Source organism: Paenibacillus rhizoryzae, from assembly GCF_059686995.1.
This window is the reverse complement of sequence record NZ_JCAALT010000005.1, coordinates 172879-193094: the sequence shown is the minus strand read 5'-3', so window position 1 is coordinate 193094 and position 20216 is coordinate 172879. Positions and strand designations below refer to the sequence as shown.

Genomic DNA, 20216 nt, shown 5'->3' with positions numbered 1-20216 from the left:
GCCGTGGCTTGTTAGCAACAAAGTAGCATGCGTAGGGATCCACATCGGCGGTAATTCATGAAAAGGCAAGAATGTAGCTTATCTAGGGATCTACATTAGCGGGAAATCAGGAAATTGAGAGGAAGTAGATCACCCAGGGATCTACATGGACATCGAAAGGATAGCCTCAGGTTCAGCACCGTTTTCACTCTACAGTTGCTTCACCGTGCTCAGAACAGCTTCGCTTCGCGCTGCAGCAAATCCGCCAGCGCCGCGGCCTGCTCGCCCGGCGTGCCGGCGAGCTTGCGGCCCGCGGCGCGAACCGGCGGCGCGAGCAGCGCAACCCGCTCCGTCCGCGGCGCCAGGTCGTCGGCGGACAGCCCGAGCTCCGCTGCGGCCACCTGCCGAAGCGGCTTGCGCTTCGCTTTCATGATGCCCGGCAGCGAAGGGTAGCGCGGCTCGTTCAGCCCTTGCTGCGCGGTGATGAGCGCAGGGAGGGGGACCTCCACCGTCTCCAGGCCCCACTCGGTATCCCGCTCCACAACCGCGGTCAACCCGCCGCTGCCTGCCCAAGCTGCTCCGCTTTTAGCACTTCCGGCACTACTTCCCGCGCCGCCACCGCCATCCCGCACCTCAACCTTCAGCGCCGCGGACGCATGCGGCAAACCGAGCAGCTCCGCGGCCTGCAAGGCGACACTTCCCGCTCCGCGGTCAACGGCAAACAGGCCGGCCAACAGGAGGTCCGGCTGCAGCGACTTTACGACTGCGGCCAGCGCCGCCGCGATGGCGCGGTCGTTTCCTTGCAGCCCCTCATCGCTCACATGCACCGCTTCGTCGGCTCCCATCGCAAGACCGGTGCGAAGCGCTTCGACGGCGCGCTCCGGTCCGCAGCTGACGACAATGACGCTGCCGCCATGGGTTTCGCGCAGCCGAAGCGCTTCTTCGAGCGCGTACTCGTCATACGGATTAATGATGTATTTCACGCTATGCTCGGATACAGCCCCGCCAACGAGCTCGATTTTTTCCTCCGTATCAAAGGTTTGCTTCATCAGAACCACTACCTGCATCGGTACCAAACACCTCCCGATCGTTCGTTCGAATTGAAGGCATCAGTCATACGTCCGCTCCGCGTCCGAATACGATAAACTAAGCCCTCTATACATGCTTCGCCCAGTGTTACCTTATGAACTTGGCCCTCGAAATAGACCGCAGCGGGACCCTTCGATGGAGCCCTTTCCGCATGTTACCGCTTGGGAGGACATATACTGAATCACTCCGCGATTCCAGAAAAGGAGGGATCCTTGTGGGGTTTTTAAGTGCGCATCTGCTTGCGGCGTTGTTGCGATGGCTGCTTTTTGCAGGGATGACGGGAACGGCGCTCTGGTGCTTCTACACCGTCGTGATGAGGCGGGTGGGGTACATCCGGATGGGCCGCAGCGGTGGACCCTATCGTCCATCTTCGGCTCCCCACGATCCGTCCGATCCCGAAAATGATAACCGTGAGGAGATGCTGCAAACCTCTTCCTTTACGGCAAACGCAGCGCTTGCATCGGCGGCAACGGGAAACGAAAGTACGCGCAGAGGCTGGGAATGGGTGTTTCAGGTGTTTGGCCACCGGAAGCTGCTGAAGGATATTCGCAGCGGGCTTATGCATGTTGTCATCTTCTACGGGTTTATCGTGCTGCAATTCGGCGCGATCGATATCATCTGGAAAGGAATTAGCGGAAAACCGCTGCCGCTCCCGGCCTATGATGCTTTTGTCCAATCTCAGGAAGTGACCGTGCTGCTCGTCCTTCTGGCTATTCTGTACGGCGGCTTCAGGCGTTACGTCGAGCAGCTGAGACGGCTCAAGAGGGGATGGAAGCCCTCTCTCGTGCTTTGGTTTATCGGCGGGCTGATGGTGACGGTCCTTCTCACCCAATCGTTCGACAGACTGCATGCGGCGGGGCAGTCGCAGCTCCAAGCGAACTCGCTTTACACAAGCCATGCTCCCGTTTCCTCCACAATAGCGGAAGCGCTGCGGGACATCGGTATGACGGCTGCGGTGGCCAGCGTTTTCTACGAGTTTTTCTGGTGGCTGCATTATGCGGTGCTGTTGGCTTTTCTGGTGTATGTGCCGCAATCGAAGCATTTTCACATTATTACAGCTCCTATTAATTTATGGCTTCGTCGCAAAACGCCCCCCGGTAAACTGGTGCCGCTCGATCTGGAGGATGAGGAAGCGGAGTCCTTCGGCGTCGGCGCGGTGGAGCAATTTACGTCCAAACAGCTGCTGGATCTCTACGCATGCGTCGAATGCGGTCGCTGTACCAATGTTTGTCCCGCTTCCAACACCGGCAAGCTGCTGTCGCCGATGCATCTGATCGTGAAGCTGCGTGACCACTTGACCGAGAAAGGCGCGGCGATTACTTCCAAATCCCCGTGGGTCCCTTCGTTCGGAGTTCAAGTCGATAAGCTGCAGACAAGCGCGCATGTCATGACCAGCGCTACGCCGGTATGGGTGCAGCGCAGCGTTCACCACTCGGCTGCAACGACGACGACGATCGAGCCTACGATGACCGTGCAGCAGCAAGCGTGGAACCTGCATGAGGATACGGCGGTTTCGGAAGTGGCGCTGATCGGCGAGGTAATGACGGAGTCAGAGCTGTGGGCTTGCACCACTTGCCGCAGCTGCGAGGAGCAATGTCCTGTCGGTAATGAGCACGTGGACAAAATCATCGACATGCGCCGATACCTCGTCCTCATGGAAGGCCGCATTCCGGCAGAGGGCCAGCGCGCGATGAACAATATTGAACGTCAGGGCAATCCGTGGGGATTGCCGCGGGGCGAACGTGCTGCATGGCTAAAGGCGTACGAGGCGGAGTCTGCTGCTCTAAGCGGCGGTACGCAACCATCAGCGAGGCCGGTGCGTACGATGCAGGAAGCCGTTCGGCAAGGCGAGCAGCCCGAGCTGCTGCTGTGGGCCGGCACGATGGGGGCTTACGATCAGCGAAGCCGCAAGGTACTTTTTGCTTTCGTCCGTTTGCTTCAGGAGGTTGGGATTCCGTTTGCCGTGCTTGGCGGCGAGGAGAAAAATTCCGGGGATACGGCGCGGCGCATGGGCAACGAGCTGCTGTTCCAGACGCTTTGCCGCGACAATGTCGAGACGCTGCAGCGGTATGGCATCCGGCGAATCGTCACGATTTGCCCGCATACATTCAATTCTTTGAAAAACGAGTACTCCGACTTCGGCTTAAGCGCTTCGGTCGTTGTCGAGCATCATACGACAATGCTTGCCCGTCTTGTCGCTCAAGGTAAGCTGCGGCCCGTTCATCAGGTGAAGGAGCGGATCGTGTATCACGATTCCTGCTACTTAGGCAGGTACAACGGCATCTATGATGCGCCGCGCCAAGTACTTACTTCGATCCCGGGCGTCAAGCTGGTCGAGATGGAGCGAAGCCGGCAGAACGGGATGTGCTGCGGAGCCGGCGGCGGCCTCATGTGGATGGAAGAACGCACCGGTCTGCGCGTGAATGAGGCCAGAACCGCACAGGCTCTGGAAACCTCGCCAACGGTGATCGGTTCGGCTTGCCCGTACTGCCTCACGATGATGGAGGATGGTATCAAGCAGCTTGGCGTGGAGGAGACCGTAAGAGCAAGGGATGTCGCAGAACTGCTGGCGGAGAGCGTATTCGGCAAACCGCAAGCAAGCACAGTCACTTAAAAGGGGGGAGCTATGTGGGAGTACGAGCTTCACGGTCGACGCCAATTCGCCGCGCGGCTGTTATTGGATCGGGTGTTATGGGAGCCGGCATCGCCGCTCATCTTGCCAATGCAGGCATCAGCGTGCTGCTGCTCGACGTACCGCCTGCGACGTTGACCGAGCAGGAGAGCCGTGCCGGCTTGACGCTGGAGGATCGAAGCGTCCGCAATCGACTGGCAGCGGGCAGCATTGCGAAGCTGGCGGGCCAGCAGCCGCCTGCTCTGTATGATTTGGCATTTGCGCAGCGGATTACGGCGGGCAATCTGGAGGATGATCTCGCCAAGCTGGCTGGCGTAGAGTGGATTGTTGAAGCGGTGGTGGAGCGGCTCGATGTGAAACGAAATGTGTTTGCCCGTGTAGAGACAGTGCTGAAACCGGGGACGCTCATTACGACGAACACCTCCGGACTGTCGGTAGCGGCGATGTCGGAGGGGCGGAGCCAGGCGTTTCGGAACCATTTTGCGGCGGCGCATTTCTTCAATCCGCCTCGCCATATGAAGCTGGTCGAACTTGTGGCAGGTCCGGATACGGATGCTGCTGTTATGAGTCGCCTGACGCGTATCTGCGAGCTTCAGCTCGGCAAAGGTGTCGTCATTGCGAAGGATACGCCGAATTTCATTGCCAATCGGATCGGAACGTATGGCATGCTGACCACGATTGCGGCAATGAAGCAATATGGGCTAAGCGTCGATGAGGTTGATGCCCTGACAGGTCCGGCAATGGGGCGTCCGAAGACGGCTACGTTCCGCATGCTCGATTTAGTCGGACTCGATACGCTGCTTCATGTTGTGGATAATGTGCGGGAGCGCAGTGAGGATGCCATTGACCAAGAAGCGTTCACAAGACCTCCGGAGCTTGAAGCGCTTGTAGCGCGCGGCTGGATTGGGGAGAAGGCGGGAGCTGGATTTTATCGCAAAATCAAGCGGCCCGGCGGCGGCAGCGATATCGAAACCTTGCAGCTGGATACGATGACTTACGCACCGAAGAAGAGCGTGAATTCGCCGATCATTGAAGCGTCGAAATCGGCAAAAGGCGCGGCCGGCAAGGTGAAAGCGCTGCTCTTCACGGATACGAACGACCGCTACGCGCAGTTTGCATGGCAGTCGATCAAGACGGTGCTGCTCTATGCGGCTCATCAGATCGGCGTTGTGGCCGACACGGTCCATGATGTGGACCGCGCGCTCGTCTGGGGCTTTAATTGGGAGCTTGGACCTTTCGAGCTGTGGGATGCCATTGGCCTTGAACGGTCGGTACAGCGGATGCGCGCCGAAGGTGACGATATTCCGACGTGGCTCTCCGAGTGGCTGGCATCGGGAAACGCAAGCTTCTACAAAGAAGAGGGCCAGCGCAGGTTCTTTGTGAATCGCGAAGAGTATCGGGTGCTGCAGGAGGAGCCGGATGTCATTTCTCTGGCTGGTCTCAAACGAGCCGGCAAAGTCATTCTGGGCAATTCCGGCGCGTCGCTGCTCGATTTGGGCGATGAAGTCGCTTGCTTGGCTTTCCACTCCCCGAACAATGCGATTGGCGGGGACATTCTGACAGCGATTCGCCAAAGCGCAGACGAGGTTAGCCGCAATTGGCGCGGACTTGTCGTCGCGAATGAGGGCCGGCATTTCTGTGTCGGCGCTAACCTCATGATGCTGCTGATGGAAGCGCAAAACGGCGATTTCGATGAAGTGGACGACATCATTCGCTTGTTCCAAGACAGCATGCTGCTGCTCAAACGGCTGGACCGTCCGGTCGTTGCCGCACCTCATCGGATGACGCTTGGCGGCGGGGTGGAAGCCTGCCTGCCTGCGGATGAAATTATCTACGCTGCGGAGACGTATTTTGGTCTCGTTGAGACCGGTGTTGGGCTCATTCCTGCCGGAGGCGGCTGTAAGGAAGCGGCGGCTTTGGCAGCTTCGCGCGCCGGAGCGGGGGGCGATCTGCAGCCGCATGTGAATGCGCTGTTCGAGACCATCGCGATGGCGAAGACTTCGGGCAGCGGCTACGACGTGCAGCGCATCGGCCTGATGCGGCCGCAGGATCGCGTCATTATCCGCGGCGAGAGTCGCGTGGCGGAGGCGAAGCGGCGCGTCCTTGAACTTGATCAAGCGGGCTACACGCCGCAGCCTGCGGGAGTCCGCATCCGCGTAGCGGGGCGCGAAGGCCGTGCCGTGCTGCAGCTGGCCGTCGACGCGATGCGCCTTGGCGGGCAAGTAAGCGAGCATGACGTGCGCATCGGCCGCAAGCTCGCGCATGTACTCGCCGGAGGCGATGCCGCGCCGGGCGCGGAAGTGAGCGAGCAGTATTTGCTCGATTTGGAACGCGAGGCGTTCCTCAGCCTGTGCGGGGAGCCGCTGACGCAGGCGAGGATGCGGCATATGCTTGCAACGGGTAAGCCGCTGCGGAATTAGCGAGAAGCAGGAAGTTAAGCTCAAGGAGGTGACCGCCAATGTTGAAAGCAAACCATCCGCTCGACGCTGTCATTGTGTCGGCGGTACGGACGGCTGTAGGCAAAGCAAAGAAAGGCAGTCTGGCTGATACGAGAGCTGAGGATCTTGGCCGAGCGGTGCTCCGTGCTGCGGTTGACCGCGTGCCCGGACTGACGTACGGCGATGTGCAGGACGTTATTATCGGGTGCGCCATGCCCGAAGGCGAGCAGGGCTTGAACTTCGCCCGCATCATGACGCTGTATGCGGGCTATCCGGTAACGACGCCGGCCGTTACCGTGAATCGCTTCTGTGCCTCCGGCTTGCAGGCGATCGCTTACGCGGCGGAGCGAATCCGGCTCGGCGAGGCAGAGGTCGTGCTCGCCGGCGGGGTGGAAAGCATGAGCCATGTCCCGATGACCGGCTTCAAGCTTTCGCCGCATCCCGGCATTGCCGATGCGATGCCGGAGGTGTACATGGGCATGGGCCACACCGCCGAGGAGGTGGCCCGGCGCTATGGGATCAGCCGCGAGGCGCAGGATGCTTTCGCTGCGGGGAGCCACCGCAAGGCGGCGCGGGCGCAAGCGGAAGGCCGGTTCCAAGGCGAGATCGTTCCCCTTCAGGTGCAGCGGGAAGGGGTAGACGATAACGGCCGGCCGTGGGCGCGCAGCTTGCTCTTTGACCGGGACGAAGGGGTCAGGGCAGATACGACCCCGGAGGTGCTGGCGAAGCTGAAGCCTTCCTTCGCGCGCGAAGGGACGGTTACGGCGGGCAATACCTCGCAGATGAGCGACGGCGCCGCAGCCGTAATCGTGATGAGCCGTGCGCGTGCGGAGAAGCTGGGGATTACGAAGCCGCTTGCCGTCTTCCGCGCCTATAGCGTAGCGGGCGTTGCTCCTGAGGTTATGGGAATCGGCCCCATTGAAGCAATTCCGAAGGCGCTGGACCGTGCCGGTATTACGAAAGAGCAGGTGGATGTGTTCGAGCTGAACGAAGCTTTTGCCGCGCAATGCCTGCCTATTATTGAACAGCTGGGCTTAGATCCGGATCGCGTCAATGTAAACGGCGGCGCCATTGCGCTCGGTCACCCGCTTGGCTGTACGGGAACGAAGCTGACCGTCTCGCTTATCCACGAGCTGCAGCGCCGCGGCGGCGGAATCGGCGTCGTCTCGATGTGCATCGGCGGCGGCATGGGCGCGGCAGGCGTGTTCGAGGTTTCACCTTGAGCCAACCATACCAACCACATTAACCATTCTAACTCATCACTCACTCACTCACTCACTCACCCGAACGAACCTGATTTTCCCCCCCTGCTTTCGGTCTAACGAACCTTGAAGTTCTTATTTAGCCGGAAATCGGCTCTAACGAACCGAGGAGACGCGATTGAGGGGAAATGTCGCGAAAACCTTCATCCGGCGCTCTACTAATTCCCCCAAAGCTGGCAGCTAGCAGCTTTGGGCTGTAAATGTTGCACAAATTACAACATTTACGCTGGCTCCCAACGAAAAACGGAGAAATGCTGCGCTAAATGCATCATTTCCCAATTGGATCAAGCCATTTAGCCCATAGCGGGCGAAAGTGTTGCAGAATGAGCATCATTTGCCCGTATTCATCACGAGAAACGGAGAAATGTTGCACAAAGTGAAACATTTCTCCCCAAAGCGGTTCATTAGCCGCTTGTGGCAAGCAGGCTGCATCCTTACAGGAAGCAGATAGAAAGGAGTGAAAGTCAGATGGCGCAAAACAATCGATGGGGCGGCCGGTTTGTCGTGGAGGATATGTCGCCGGGCGCAGTCGTCACCCCGGAGGATTTTACCGATGAGCAGCGGATGATTGCAGATGCGGCGCGCGCTTTTCTTGTGGGCGAAATTCGCCCCCGCGATGCCGAAATCGAAGCGCTCGATTACAAGCTGACGGTGGAGCTGATGCAGAAGGCCGGCGAGCTCGGCTTGCTCGGTGCTGACGTGCCGGAAGCATACGGCGGGCTGGGTCTCGATAAAGTAAGCTCGACGCTGCTCGCGGAAACATTGGCGGAAGCCTCGTCCTTCGCGCTCTCCGTCGGGGCACATGTAGGGATTGGCACATTGCCGATCGTCTTCTTTGGCTCGCAGGCGCAGAAGGAAAAGTATTTGCCCGACCTCGCCGTCGGCAAGAAAATCGCCGCTTACTGCCTGACGGAGCCCGCTTCCGGCTCGGATGCACTCGGTGCGCGCACAACGGCAAGGCTGACGCCGGACGGGAAGCACTATATTTTGAACGGCTCGAAATTATATATTACGAACTCCGGATTTGCGGATTTGTTCATCGTGTACGCGAAGGTGAACGGGGACCACTTTACCGCCTTCATCGTGGAACGCGGCTTGCCGGGCTTCAGCATTGGACCGGAGGAGCACAAGATGGGCATTAAAGGCTCCTCGACCTGTCCGATTTTCTTCGACGATACGCCGGTTCCCGTTGGGAACGTGCTGGGCGAAGTGGGCAAAGGCCATCTCATCGCCTTTAATATTCTGAATATCGGCCGTTTCAAGCTGGCGGCAGCATGCGTCGGAGGGGCGAAGGAAACGGTTGGGCTTGCCGTCAAATATGCCAATACGCGCAAGCAGTTCGGCCGGGCAATCGCATCCTTCCCGCTGATTGGCGCGAAGCTGGCGGATATGAATATCGCCACGTACGTGCTGGAGAGTATGGTCTATCGAACAGCAGGCTGGATCGACGAAATGCTCAAGGAGAGCGAGGTAGAGGGTTCGGCGAGCGAAGGCGCGGATGCCGGGGCGATTGCGGCAAGAGCCATTTCCGAGTATGCGCTGGAATGCTCCATTAACAAAGTTTTTGCGACGGAAGTGCTCGACTATGTGGCGGACGAAGGCGTCCAAATCCATGGGGGCTACGGCTACATCAAGGAGTATAAGGTAGAGCGAATCTACCGCGATTCTCGGATCAACCGCATTTTCGAGGGTACGAACGAGATCAATCGGATGCTCATTCCCGGCACTCTGATGAAGAAGGCGCTCAAGGGCGAGCTGCCGCTCCTGCGTAAAGCGCGAGCTTTGCAGGCGGAGCTGCTGCAGCCTATGCCTCTTCCTCTATTCGATGAGCCGCTCAGTAAAGAAACGTTCCGCATTCAGCAGGCCAAAAAAATCTTCCTCGCCGTCGGCGGCATGGCAGTGCAGAAGTACGGACTTGCATTGGAGCAGCAGCAAGAGGTGCTGTGTCTCTTAGCCGATATGATGATTCAAGTGTTCGCGATGGAAAGCGCCAATCTGCGTACACGCAAAATGCTGCTGCGCGGCGATTCCGCGTCAGCTGCGGCCACGCAAAATGCAATCGACATGACAGTCGTATTCGTTCAGGAGGCGATGGAACGGATCGAGCGGTACGCCAAAACAACGCTAGCTGCCCTGGAAGAAGGGGATGCGCTCCAAACCCAGCTGGCCGTCATGAAGAAGCTGACACGCTCCCCGCTTGTCGATACGATCTCGCTTAAACGCGGCATTGCCGCGCGCGTCATCCGCAGCCAGCAATATACGTTGTAGGGGGAGGCGTTTGGAGATGGAACAACCGCAAGAGAGGCCCTGGCTTCGCTGCTACCCCGGTGAAATTGCGCCTGATGTGGAAATTCCGAATATAAGCATAAGCGATATGCTGCTTCAAACCGCCGCCAAATACCCTAACCATGAAGCGCTGCATTTCTACGGCAAAAAAACAACCTACCGCGAGCTGCTGGCCGCTTCCCAGCGATTCGCCGCAGGGCTGCAGGCTGCCGGCATCAGCAGAGGCGACCGCGTCGCGATTATGCTGCCGAACTGCCCGCAGACCATCATCGCTTACTTTGGCGTGATGCTCGCCGGCGCCGTTGTCGTCATGACAAACCCGCTCTATGTGGAGCGGGAGCTGGAGCATCAGCTCAAGGATAGCGGCGCGGCAGCGATACTGACGCTGGATCTGCTGTACCCCCGTTTGGAACGGGTGCGGGGCAAGACGCCTGAGGAAGGCCCCGTACCCAAGCTGCTTTCCGTCATCGTCACCTCTATTCAAGACGCGCTCCCTTTTCCCAAGAACCTGCTTTTCCCGATCAAACAAAGACGCTCCGGCAATAATCCGAAAGTTGCTTATGGTAAGCACGGCGTGACGCGTTACACCTCCTTTATGTCGAAAGCGCCTAAGCTGCCGTCCGAGGTGGATGTTGATCCCGCTAATGACGTTGCACTAATTCAATACACCGGGGGCACCACGGGAATTGCAAAAGGCGTCATGCTCACGAACCGGAACTTAATCGCGAATGCCAAGCAGTCTGTGGCGTGGTTTTACCGGATGGAGGAGGGGAAGGAACGTTTTCTTGCCGCGCTGCCGCTCTTTCATGTATTCGGATTGACGGTCATTATGAATTTGTCCGTGATGATTGGCGGCACGATTATACTGCTCCCCCGCTTTGAGGTGGGTGTGGTGCTGGAGACGATCAAGAAGCTGAAACCGACGCTTTTTCCAGGCGCGCCGACGATGTACATCGCCCTCTTAAACCATCCCGATGTGAAAAAATATGACTTATCCTCTATTCGAGTATGCGTCAGCGGGTCTTCTCCCTTGCCGCTAGAGGTGCAGACGCAGTTCGAAGCGTTAACCGGCGGCAAAATTATTGAAGGCTACGGCCTAACGGAAGCGTCGCCGGTAACGCATGTCAATCCGATCTGGACCAAACGCAAAATCGGTACGGTCGGTCTGCCCTTCCCTAACACAGAAGCCAAAATCGTCGATATGACGACAGGCGAAGAGCTCCCGCAGGGAGAGGTCGGCGAGCTGCTCGTGCGCGGCCCGCAGGTAATGCTCGGTTATTGGGGGAGGCCGGAGGCTACCGCTGCGACAATTCAGGACGGGTGGCTGCGTACCGGAGACTTGGCGCAAATGGACAGTGACGGCTTCTTCGCGATCGTGGACCGGATCAAAGATATCATTATCGCAGGCGGCTTTAATATCTATCCGCGCGAGGTGGAAGAGGTGCTCTACGAGCATCCCGGTGTGCGTGATGCCGCCGTTATTGGCGTGAAGGACGCGTATCGGGGAGAGACGGTGAAGGCGTTTATTGTGCTGCGCAAGGATGTGAATATTTCATCGATGCAGCTTGATCGGTGGTGCAGAGATCGGTTAGCTGTGTTTAAGGTGCCGCATCTGTATGAATTTCGAACCGAGCTTCCCATGACGATGATTGGGAAGGTGCTGCGGCGCAAGCTGCAGGAGGAGGAAGCGAATGAGCGAGAAGGAAACGGGGCCGGGACCGGAACCGGGGTTGATACGCCCCCATAATGCGCGAGCGGCGCTTGATGCGCTGGCTGAGGCGGCCAAACCGACATTCTGGGGACACCTTGGCTGTGAGCTGGATCATGCAGAACCGGGGAAGGCGGTCGTGTCGCTGGATGTGCGTCCGGAACATCTGAATCTTGCCCGCATCGTTCATGGCGGCGTGCTGGCCTCATTGCTTGATAATGCGATGGGGCTTGTCGTTATTTTGGAGTGTCCGGGCGAGAAGACGGTGACGACGCAGCTGAATGTCCACTATTTGCAAAGTACGGGAATAGGAATTATCCGCTGTGAAGCGCTTCTTATTCATAAATCGAGAAGAACACTCACAATGCAGGGGCGTATTGTCGATAATAATGAAGAGCTGCTTGCATGGGGGAGCGGAACGTTTCGCAGAGTAACTTAATTGTAACATGTTACATTTTCGCAGAGGGTTGTTCGTGACATTGAAAGCGTTATCCCTTTCCCCTATAATTAGCATATCTGGAAAACGAACCGGGGGAGAGGGGAGAATGACGTGGTTAGTCCATGGATGACGAACGTGGTTATCTTGTTTGGCATCATTGTCGCAATTGTGGGTGTAGTGGCCTATTTGCGAGTCTATAAGAATAGTGCCTGGTCAGCCGCATCGCCATCGAACTCTCACCGAACCGATCAACCTAGCGAAGATCTCATTCAGTCGGCTGTAGAGTCGGCTGCGACCAGACAAGAGACTGCAGAAGACGACAAAAACTGAAGGAATTGTAAAATTAATTCTGTTCGCTTTTATATCTAAGTTTAAAATGTTATAATTGATTGATAAATGAAACAATTTCATCAATTCATATGAGACTGTTTCAATGATACAATTTCAACATTTGATTTCATTGTCGTTCCCTAAACTCCTAACCCACCTTCATACAAGCCGATCGTTCGACATCAATGAGGAGTACCAGCCGCGGTTCAAGTTCCGCCGTGCGCGTTCTCGTGCAGTAATTGTTAGGACCACTAAGCCGATGCTAGGAGGGGATTTCATGGCGAAACGCAGCCATAATGAAGTCAAAGAAAGCCTCAAGGAACTAACAAGAATTTTTCAGCCGAAAGATTCACGGAAGTTTGTCCGAGACTATATCCGCAAGTATCGTATTATGGGCGGGTATGAGGAGGAACTGACCATGCTCGTTGAGCATGAGATGGGACGACTTCGATCATCCGTAAGCTAAATAAGTTGAACCATTAACCTTGCCCGGCACGATAGGGACAAGGTTTTTTTGTTTTATCCTGTATGGAGGGATGCCGTATGATTCATTACAAGACCGATGAACAGCTGCTCCTTATTCGCAAAGCCGGCCGGATCGTTTCGGGCTGTCACGCCGAGATTGCGAAACGGCTTCGGCCCGGCGTGACAACGCTTGAAATCGACCGGTTCGTGGACACCTATATGCGCCAAAATGGGGCACGGCCCGCGCAGAAAGGCTACAAAGGTTACCCCTATGCGACTTGCGCTTCGACCGGCGAGGTTGTTTGTCATGGTTTCCCGAAGGATGTTCCGCTTCGCGAAGGGGAAATCGTGACCATCGATATGGTCGCGGAGCTTGACGGCTGGATGGCGGATTCGGCATGGACCTATGCGGTTGGCCATGTCAATCCGGATCTTCAGCGGCTGATGAACGCGACGAAACATGCGCTCTATCAAGGGATTGCGCAGGCAACTGCGGGCAAACGGATAGGCGATATCGGCAATGCGGTGCAGCGCGTGGCGGAAACGGAGGGATACTCCATCGTCGATGCGTTCATTGGACACGGCATCGGACGAAACATACACGAGGAGCCGCAGGTTCATCACAAGGGGAAGGCGGGTACCGGCAAGAAACTCGCCAAAGGCATGGTCATCACCATCGAACCGATCTTCGTCATGGGGAGGCCGTACATCAATATTGATCAGGACGGCTGGACGGCCCGGACGCTGGATGGATCAATCGGTGCGCAATATGAACATACGGTGGCGATTACGGATGGGGAGGCTTTTATACTGACGAGTTAGCAGCTTGTTAGATGCGCTGAGTGGAGGGGGCGTCGTGCAGACTGCGCGCACCTCAAGGCGCGCAGTATCATCGTGGCAAGCGGTACCATCGCGTCAAGCGGTGCTGAATCGCTCGTCGGCGCTCATACTCTCGCCACGTTGGGCCGCTGAATCACAGAATCGCTGGATTGTTGCTCTCCCTCTTGGTTACTTGGGAAATCGTCGGTATTGGCGCGGCGTTACGCCGGTTTTCTTCTTAAACAGCTCGTTAAAAAACTTCATATCCTGGTAGCCGGATTGGGCGGCAATTTCACTGATCTTAGCATCTGTGCGCAGCAGCAGCTTGCAGCTAAGATCAATTCGTGCGCTCTGTACATAGTCCAGAAAAGTCACGCCCGTCGCCTTCTTGAAGCCGCGCTGAAAATGCCGCTCGCTTATGCCCAGCTGCGCCGCCATATCGGCTACGTGCAGTTCTGAGGTGCAGTTGGCGTCAATCTGCTCCACGATCTGCTGCATCGAAGCGGATGCCGCGGGAATCGGCTGCTGTTGCTGCATGGTCTGCGGCTGCGACTTCTCCAGCCATCTGCGGTAGACCATGATGAGCAGCTCTATGGTTGCGGCACATAGATTAGCGGTGAACCCGGGCTTGCGAGACGTGAACTCGTCATGCAATTTATGAAACAGCTGCTGGCCTTCTTCGTTGCGATCCCGCACATGAAGCCATTGGCCGGCCTTATTCAGCTCTCTTAGTGAGTCTGTTATTTGTGGTTCGGCGTAAACGTCTTGCAAGAGCTTGTCCAGCTGTTCCGTGGTGAAGATGCAGTTGTACATGATGAGCGATCGGCCTTTTGCCGTGGAGCTGGGGCGGAATACATGGGAGATGCCGACCGGAATGAAGAAGAGGTCGCCGCGGGATACGGGCATTTGGTCGTCCCCGATATAATGAAAGCCGGTACCTTCCGTTACCATGCAGATTTCGATAAAATCATGCGCGTGCATGACGAGGTCGAAAGATTCATGTACACGGTTGACGAAGATCGGCAATTGCTCCGATCCGTGATCCGCCTGGAATAGGGAGGAGTAGGGCAGCAGCCGCTCTCCTTTGGAGAAATGTTGAATGGATTTATCGGGCATTGGCCGCGTTTCCCCTCCTCTTGTTGAGTAATATTATAGCGGATCTGTCCATGGGCGCACATGATTTTGGCTAAACCGGAAATAATAGCCGAAATAGATGGAGGTGTTTCCCATGTGTCAGTCAATATCCATAACGGCTCAAGCTTCTGAGCTGACGGAGCGGTTCGAGCTCGACAATGTACTGTTCTATATTTCTAACCGGTATGAAGTTAACCCAACGGATTCGGTTTCGGCGATTATTGAGACGAAGAACGGAAGAATTCTGGATGAGTTCAGGTGGGGGATGGTGCCGTACTGGGCTCGCGATTCGGTGCGGATGGACAGCTCGGAGTTGTTTGAAAAACCGATTTATGAGCGTATTGCGAATAAACAGCGCTGCATCATTCCATGCACAGGGTTCTATGTGACCCGCACCATCGGGAAGGAAGTTCATCGGATGAAGCTTACGATGCGAAGCGGGACGTTTGCGATCGCAGGGCTCTATGATGTGTTCCGTCCGGCTTCCGGCGAAGAGATGCGTACCTGCACGATGCTGATGACGGAGGCGAACTCGCATGTGTCTCCGTATCAGCCGCTGATGCCGGCGATCCTGGAGCAAGAGGACATCAGCGATTGGCTGCAGCGCGGGCAGCGGACGCCGTATGAGTTGCGATCCATGCTTCGCCCAATGGATGCGCTGCGTATGGTCGCCATTCCGCTGTCGCCGAGCATCGACGATATGGTCGACTTCGAGTCACCGCGCACGGAGTGGGGCAGAGGAATGGGTTGACGTTTGTGGGAGGCCGCCAAGGTTATATTGGCGGCCTTTTTGTTGCGGGAAGGAACGTGTGCGCCGAGTGAGGATCAGACGTTTCTTCATTGCGTTTGCTCTATGATTAGCGATTTAAGAAGAACGTCTAGTAAATGACTATTCCGGCCAATAGCTGCCTCCGAGCGCCAGTCGCATATCCTCTCTCAGCATGCATTATCGCCGAATATGGTCCGTGTAAGCGGCTATGCCGCTATACACATTGAACCAAAACCAGCCAAACCCCTCACGAACTGCCGCATTTGCGCGCCATAAGCGGCATATCCGCTCTCGGCCTGCAAAACCGCCGAAAATGGGCTGCTTAAGCGGCTATTTCGCTTACGCGATGAACTAACCAGCAAGTTCCGCTCCGAACTGCCATATTTGCGCGCCATAAGCGGTCGAAAAGGGGCCGTGTAAGCGGCTATTCTGCTTACACCTCGAACCGACCAGTCAATCCCGCCACTTTCTGTTGAATTGAGAGTTCGAAAATCGAACTCTCATCACTGAAACTGCACCGAAATGAAGCTGAGAGTCCCGAAATCGAACTCTCAGAGCTCAAGCTAACCAATCCCACTACCAAGTATGGAGTCGAAAGTTCCAATTTCGAACTCTCGTCACCGAAACTACGGCGAAATAAAGCCGAGAGTCCTGAAATCGAACTCTCAGGGTTCAAGCTAACCATCTCGCCACCCTGTGTGGAATCGAGAGTTCGAATATCATACGCTCGCCTCCGAGGTCCCCTCCTCAAGCGGAGCGCACCACGTCAACTCACTCCCGCGCCGTGCGCTCCGCGATCAAATCGGAAGGCAGCTTGCCGATAATGCGTTTGAAAATACGATTGAAATACGAGGGATCGCTATAACCGAGATGCTCGGAGATATCCTGTGCGGTTAGTTGGGAGTGGCGCAGCATGTAGTGGGCCGTCTTCATTCGTCTGCGGTGCACGTATTCGCTGATGGTGAGGCCGGTTACTTTGCGAAATAGCGACGCTGCGTAATTCGGGCTGACGTTGATGCAGGTGCCGAGCTCGAGCTTCGTGATTTTGCCGCGGTAATTGTCTTCGACGTAGCGCTTCATCCGCTCAATGTGCTGGATGGAGGACGGCGCCTTCTCGCCCTCGTCATACTCCCGGCTGATCGTCACGATCAGCTCGGTCAGCAGCGCCGAGCACATGACGGAGAAGTAACGGTCGCGGGCACTCCACTGCTCCACGATATAGAGCAGCTTCTCCAGCAACAGCTCCGGCATATGCGTGACCCAGCGAAGCGGTGTCCTTCTCGCCAGAATAGGCAGCAGCTGCATCGCCGAAATATCGGCCGGGCTGAAGCGCACCGTAACGCTCTCGCGGACGCTCCCCGCGCCATGCAGCTCCGCGGCGGGAACGCCGGCCGGGATAAGCAGCAGCTCGTTTTTGCGGCAGCTGATCGTTTGGCCGGAGTAGGTATAGCTGGTTTGGCCGAAACGGACCCATACCAGCGTATAGCTATCCATTCCGAGCACGCGCCGCTCCCCTTGCAGAATGCCGCGTTCTTGCCGGATATCGAAGATATGGAACATGGGGCAACGCTCGCTTTCAGACAATGATCGTACTATTTTACAACCACTGTACTATAGTCCTATGTAATCGTGCAATTGTTCTCTTACAATAAAAAGTAACAGAACGATATTAGACTTGGGAGTGATCGACATGAAAAAGACGGCGATTGTATGCACGATGGGACCTGCTTGTATGTCGGCTGACATGTTAGAAGAAATGCTGAAAGCAGGCATGAATATAGCAAGACTGAATTTGGCGCATGGCGAGCTGGATGACCACCGCGGACGGATCTTATCGGTTCGGGCAGCAGCGAGCAAGTTGAACGTACCTGTTTCGATTATGTTGGATATTAAAGGACCGGAAATTCGGACAGGGGTCCTTCAAGAATCGTCTTACATGCTTAGAAGCGGTGAGTTCCTGACGTTGACGACAGAACAGATCGCAGGGACGGCTTCGCGCATTTCGGTTTCTTATGACTTGGCGAAAGATGTTGCCGTCGGCTCGCGCATTATGATCGATGACGGTTTGATCGAGCTGCAAGTGGTTCGTATTGAAGGCAGCGATGTGGTTTGCGTTATTTTGAACGGCGGCATCATTAAATCCCGTAAAGGCGTTAACCTGCCGGGTATTCAAACAAGCCTGCCTGGCGTAACGGAGAAAGACAAGCTGCATATCGCCTTCGGTATCGAAACAGGCGTCGATATGATCGCGATGTCGTTCGTCCGCCGCGCGGAGGATGTGCTTGAAGTGAAGCGTCTGCTGGCAGAGAAGGGCGCGAGCCATATCCAAATTATTTCGAAAATCGAGAACCAAGAAGGTCTGGATGAGCTTGCCGCAATCGTGGAAGCGTCTGAGGGCATCATGGTTGCTCGCGGCGACCTTGGCGTAGAGATTCCGATTGAAGACGTGCCGATGGCGCAGAAGCGGATGATTGCAGCGTGTAACCGCGCAGGCAAATTCGTTATTACAGCTACGCAAATGCTGGATTCCATGCAAAGCAACCCGCGTCCGACACGCGCTGAAGCATGCGATGTTGCCAATGCGGTATGGGATGGCACAGATGCGGTTATGCTCTCCGGCGAGACAGCTTCGGGTAACTATCCGGTTGAAGCGGTTCGTACGATGGCGGCCATTGCGATCAAAGCGGAGCAAGCTGCGGGCGATTTTGCAAAGAAAGATTTGATTGAAGCTTAGCAGATCGTTTAAAGTGAGTAGATACGGATTAACGGCTGTCGCTATGTTCGAACCAATCACGCGTAGCGCGGTGCGTTTTGCGATTTACTAACGTTGGGCGGGAATGACAAGATGCACGTATTAACGGTTGATCATATTTCAAAGACCTACGGTGAAAAAATATTGTTTCAAGACGTGTCGTTCGGCGTGGAAACGGGCGACAAAATCGGAATTATCGGCGTCAACGGCACCGGTAAATCGACGTTTCTTCAAGTTGTTGCAGGAACAGAGCCCCCTGATTCGGGCTCTATTCTTGTTGCTGGGGGCGTAAGGGTGCGGATGCTCTCGCAGGATCCGCAGTTTGATCCCGAGCAGACCGTGCTGGAGCATGTGCTCGGCGGCGATTCGCCGCAAATGGTTGCGGTGCGCGCCTATGAAGAGGCGCTGCAAGCGTTGGAGCTGCTGCCGGGCGACGCCGGGCTGCAGGAACGGCTGGTTCGCGCCAATCAGCGGATGGCGGAGCTGGATGCTTGGGGCATCGAGAGCGAGGCGAAGATCGCACTCTCGAAGCTCGGCATCGCAAGCTATGGCGCCAAGCTCGGTACGCTCTCCGGCGGTCAGCGCAAGCGTGTCGCGATGGCTGCGGCGCTGATTCAGCCAGCCGATGTGCTGCTGCTCGATGAGCCTACCAACCATATCGACAACGAATCCGTCGCATGGCTGGAAGGTATGCTGCAGAAGCGCAAAGGCGCGCTGCTGATGATTACGCATGATCGGTACTTCCTGGATCGTGTCAGTAACCGGACGCTGGAGCTCGACAAAGGGAAAGCTTATTTCTATACGGCGAACTACAGCAAGTTTATTGAACTGAAGCTCGACCGCGAGGAGCGGGAAGCGGCGTCGGAAGCGAAGCGAAAGAATCTGCTTCGCAACGAGCTTGCTTGGATGCGAAGAGGTGCGCAGGCCCGGTCGACTAAGCAGCAGGCGCGCATTCAGCGTTTTGAAGCACTGAGCGCCGCAGCTCCGGAGAAAGCGAACGGGAAGCTTGAGGTTTCCGTGGCTTCCACGCGGCTCGGTAAGAAGATAATCGAGCTGGAAGGGCTGACTAAAGCCTTCGAGGGGCGGACGGTTATCCGCGATTTCAGTTACATTGCGGTTCCCGAGGATCGCGTAGGTATCGTTGGCCGTAACGGTCTGGGCAAGTCGACGCTGCTGAAGCTGATCGCCGGCAAGCTGGAGCCGGATGCTGGCGAGGTGCGGCTTGGCCCGACGGTGAAGCTCGGCGTCTTCTCGCAGGAGCGCGAAGAAATGGATGAGACGATGCGCGTCATCGATTACATCCGCGAGAGTGCGGAGCGCGTCACGACCGGCGACGGAACGAACATAACCGCTGGGCAAATGCTGGAGCGGTTTCTGTTCCCGCCAGCGCAGCAGTGGACGCCGATTGCGAAGCTCTCCGGCGGAGAGAAACGCAGATTGCAGCTGCTGCGTGTGCTGATGGAAGCGCCGAACGTGCTGCTGCTCGATGAGCCGACGAATGATTTGGACATTACAACGTTAACGGTGCTGGAGGATTATTTGGACGACTTCCCGGGCGTCGTGTTCACCGTATCCCATGACCGTTACTTCTTAGATCGCACATCCGATCGCATCTTCGCTTTCGAAGGGGATGGCGTCATCGAGCAGCATGTGGGCAACTTCTCGGATTATCAGCAGTATGCGGCGCAGTACGGCAATCGTTCCGGAACGAACGCCGGCACAGGCGGCGCGGCAGTTGCGGAGCGCAAGGCGGAAGCTGTTTCGGCTCCGCCGGCCGCGACCGGCAACGACCCTGCTCTTCCGACCAAAATGACCTACAAAGAGCAGAAGGAATTCGAATCCATCGATTCGGATATCGAGAAAGCCGAAGCGGCGCTTGCAGCCGTTCAAACGAAGATGGAAGTATCGAGCAGCGACTCGGCTACGTTGCAGGATCTGCTGAAGGAACAGCAGGAGCTCGAGACAAAACTGGAGCAACTGATGGACCGCTGGGCATACTTAAACGAGCTTGCCGAGCAAATTGCGGCGAATAAGAAGAAATAGATGAGATGCGAAAAAGACACCTTTTGCAACGGGAAACTCCCGGCTGCAGAAGGTGTCTTTTGTATGGTTGC

At 56.5% G+C, this 20216-nt stretch carries 14 protein-coding genes and 1 pseudogene; 12 read left to right on the top strand and 3 right to left on the bottom strand.

Translation table 11 applies throughout. The annotated features are described in order from the left end of the window. Nucleotides 1-209: 209 nt before the first annotated feature. Nucleotides 210-1046: an electron transfer flavoprotein subunit beta/FixA family protein gene (locus AC6ESO_RS16405; RefSeq protein WP_497092284.1), complete on the bottom strand. Its 837-nt coding sequence runs from the start codon at nt 1044-1046 to the stop codon at nt 210-212. 296 nt (nt 1047-1342) lie between these two features. On the opposite strand from AC6ESO_RS16405, the gene AC6ESO_RS16400 reads away from it, so the two are divergent. From AC6ESO_RS16400 to map, 9 genes are all read left to right on the top strand, one after another. Beyond that, nucleotides 1343-3682, top strand: coding sequence for a (Fe-S)-binding protein (locus AC6ESO_RS16400; protein WP_497092576.1), 2340 nt, complete (start codon nt 1343-1345; stop codon nt 3680-3682). A gap of 14 nt (nt 3683-3696) precedes the next feature. Then, nucleotides 3697-6120 (top strand): 3-hydroxyacyl-CoA dehydrogenase/enoyl-CoA hydratase family protein, encoded by a 2424-nt coding sequence (locus AC6ESO_RS16395; RefSeq protein WP_497092283.1) that lies wholly within the window; start codon nt 3697-3699, stop codon nt 6118-6120. 38 nt (nt 6121-6158) lie between these two features. Continuing rightward, nucleotides 6159-7361, top strand: coding sequence for an acetyl-CoA C-acyltransferase (locus AC6ESO_RS16390; protein ID WP_497092282.1), 1203 nt, complete (start codon nt 6159-6161; stop codon nt 7359-7361). 507 nt (nt 7362-7868) lie between these two features. After that, nucleotides 7869-9668, top strand: a complete 1800-nt coding sequence (locus tag AC6ESO_RS16385; RefSeq protein WP_497092281.1) for an acyl-CoA dehydrogenase FadE — start codon at nt 7869-7871, stop codon at nt 9666-9668. A gap of 16 nt (nt 9669-9684) precedes the next feature. Then, entirely contained in the window at nt 9685-11433 is a 1749-nt protein-coding gene (locus AC6ESO_RS16380) for a long-chain-fatty-acid--CoA ligase (RefSeq protein WP_497092280.1), read from the top strand. Further along, a complete protein-coding gene (locus tag AC6ESO_RS16375) occupies nt 11378-11833 on the top strand; it encodes a PaaI family thioesterase (protein ID WP_497092279.1) in 456 nt (151 codons plus the stop codon). Before AC6ESO_RS16380 ends, AC6ESO_RS16375 begins: the two co-directional genes overlap by 56 nt. Nucleotides 11834-11944: 111 nt before the next feature. Further along, nucleotides 11945-12163, top strand: a complete 219-nt coding sequence (locus AC6ESO_RS16370; protein ID WP_497092278.1) for a hypothetical protein — start codon at nt 11945-11947, stop codon at nt 12161-12163. Nucleotides 12164-12440: 277 nt separating this feature from the next. After that, nucleotides 12441-12629: a hypothetical protein gene (locus tag AC6ESO_RS16365; RefSeq protein ID WP_090978737.1), complete on the top strand. Its 189-nt coding sequence runs from the start codon at nt 12441-12443 to the stop codon at nt 12627-12629. Nucleotides 12630-12706: 77 nt separating this feature from the next. Further along, on the top strand, nt 12707-13450 hold the full coding sequence (gene map, locus AC6ESO_RS16360) for a type I methionyl aminopeptidase (protein ID WP_497092277.1): 744 nt from the start codon (nt 12707-12709) through the stop codon (nt 13448-13450). Nucleotides 13451-13636: 186 nt separating this feature from the next. Here the strand turns inward: map and AC6ESO_RS16355 are convergent, their stop codons facing one another. Then, a complete protein-coding gene (locus AC6ESO_RS16355; protein ID WP_497092276.1) occupies nt 13637-14563 on the bottom strand; it encodes a helix-turn-helix domain-containing protein in 927 nt (308 codons plus the stop codon). Between the two features lie 112 nt (nt 14564-14675). Between AC6ESO_RS16355 and AC6ESO_RS16350 the strand changes: the two genes are divergently transcribed. Further along, the gene (locus AC6ESO_RS16350) at nt 14676-15332 is read left to right on the top strand and encodes an SOS response-associated peptidase (protein ID WP_497092275.1); all 657 of its coding nucleotides are present in this window, start codon (nt 14676-14678) and stop codon (nt 15330-15332) included. A gap of 789 nt (nt 15333-16121) precedes the next feature. On the opposite strand, the gene AC6ESO_RS16345 is transcribed toward AC6ESO_RS16350, so the two are convergent. Then, the gene (locus AC6ESO_RS16345; protein ID WP_497092274.1) at nt 16122-16910 is read right to left on the bottom strand and encodes an AraC family transcriptional regulator; all 789 of its coding nucleotides are present in this window, start codon (nt 16908-16910) and stop codon (nt 16122-16124) included. Between the two features lie 130 nt (nt 16911-17040). Between AC6ESO_RS16345 and pyk the strand changes: the two are divergent. Further along, nucleotides 17041-18039 (top strand): annotated as a pseudogene (gene pyk, locus AC6ESO_RS16340) (pyruvate kinase); the annotation flags it as partial. A 156-nt stretch (nt 18040-18195) separates the two neighbouring features. Beyond that, on the top strand, nt 18196-20145 hold the full coding sequence (locus AC6ESO_RS16335) for an ABC-F family ATP-binding cassette domain-containing protein (protein ID WP_497092273.1): 1950 nt from the start codon (nt 18196-18198) through the stop codon (nt 20143-20145). The last annotated feature ends 71 nt before the right edge of the window (nt 20146-20216 follow it).

Excerpts from the sequence above, each read along its gene's own strand:
- AC6ESO_RS16355 (WP_497092276.1), bottom strand. The coding sequence starts at position 14,563 with ATGCCCGATAAATCCATTCAACATTTCTCCAAAGGAGAGCGGCTGCTG.
- AC6ESO_RS16380 (WP_497092280.1), top strand. The coding sequence starts at position 9,685 with ATGGAACAACCGCAAGAGAGGCCCTGGCTTCGCTGCTACCCCGGTGAA.
- map (WP_497092277.1), top strand. The coding sequence starts at position 12,707 with ATGATTCATTACAAGACCGATGAACAGCTGCTCCTTATTCGCAAAGCC.
- AC6ESO_RS16390 (WP_497092282.1), top strand. The coding sequence starts at position 6,159 with ATGTTGAAAGCAAACCATCCGCTCGACGCTGTCATTGTGTCGGCGGTA.
- AC6ESO_RS16375 (WP_497092279.1), top strand. The coding sequence starts at position 11,378 with ATGAGCGAGAAGGAAACGGGGCCGGGACCGGAACCGGGGTTGATACGC.
- AC6ESO_RS16400 (WP_497092576.1), top strand. The coding sequence starts at position 1,343 with ATGACGGGAACGGCGCTCTGGTGCTTCTACACCGTCGTGATGAGGCGG.
- AC6ESO_RS16345 (WP_497092274.1), bottom strand. The coding sequence starts at position 16,910 with ATGTTCCATATCTTCGATATCCGGCAAGAACGCGGCATTCTGCAAGGG.
- AC6ESO_RS16405 (WP_497092284.1), bottom strand. The coding sequence starts at position 1,046 with ATGCAGGTAGTGGTTCTGATGAAGCAAACCTTTGATACGGAGGAAAAA.
- AC6ESO_RS16350 (WP_497092275.1), top strand. The coding sequence starts at position 14,676 with ATGTGTCAGTCAATATCCATAACGGCTCAAGCTTCTGAGCTGACGGAG.
- AC6ESO_RS16365 (WP_090978737.1), top strand. The coding sequence starts at position 12,441 with ATGGCGAAACGCAGCCATAATGAAGTCAAAGAAAGCCTCAAGGAACTA.
- AC6ESO_RS16385 (WP_497092281.1), top strand. The coding sequence starts at position 7,869 with ATGGCGCAAAACAATCGATGGGGCGGCCGGTTTGTCGTGGAGGATATG.
- AC6ESO_RS16335 (WP_497092273.1), top strand. The coding sequence starts at position 18,196 with ATGCACGTATTAACGGTTGATCATATTTCAAAGACCTACGGTGAAAAA.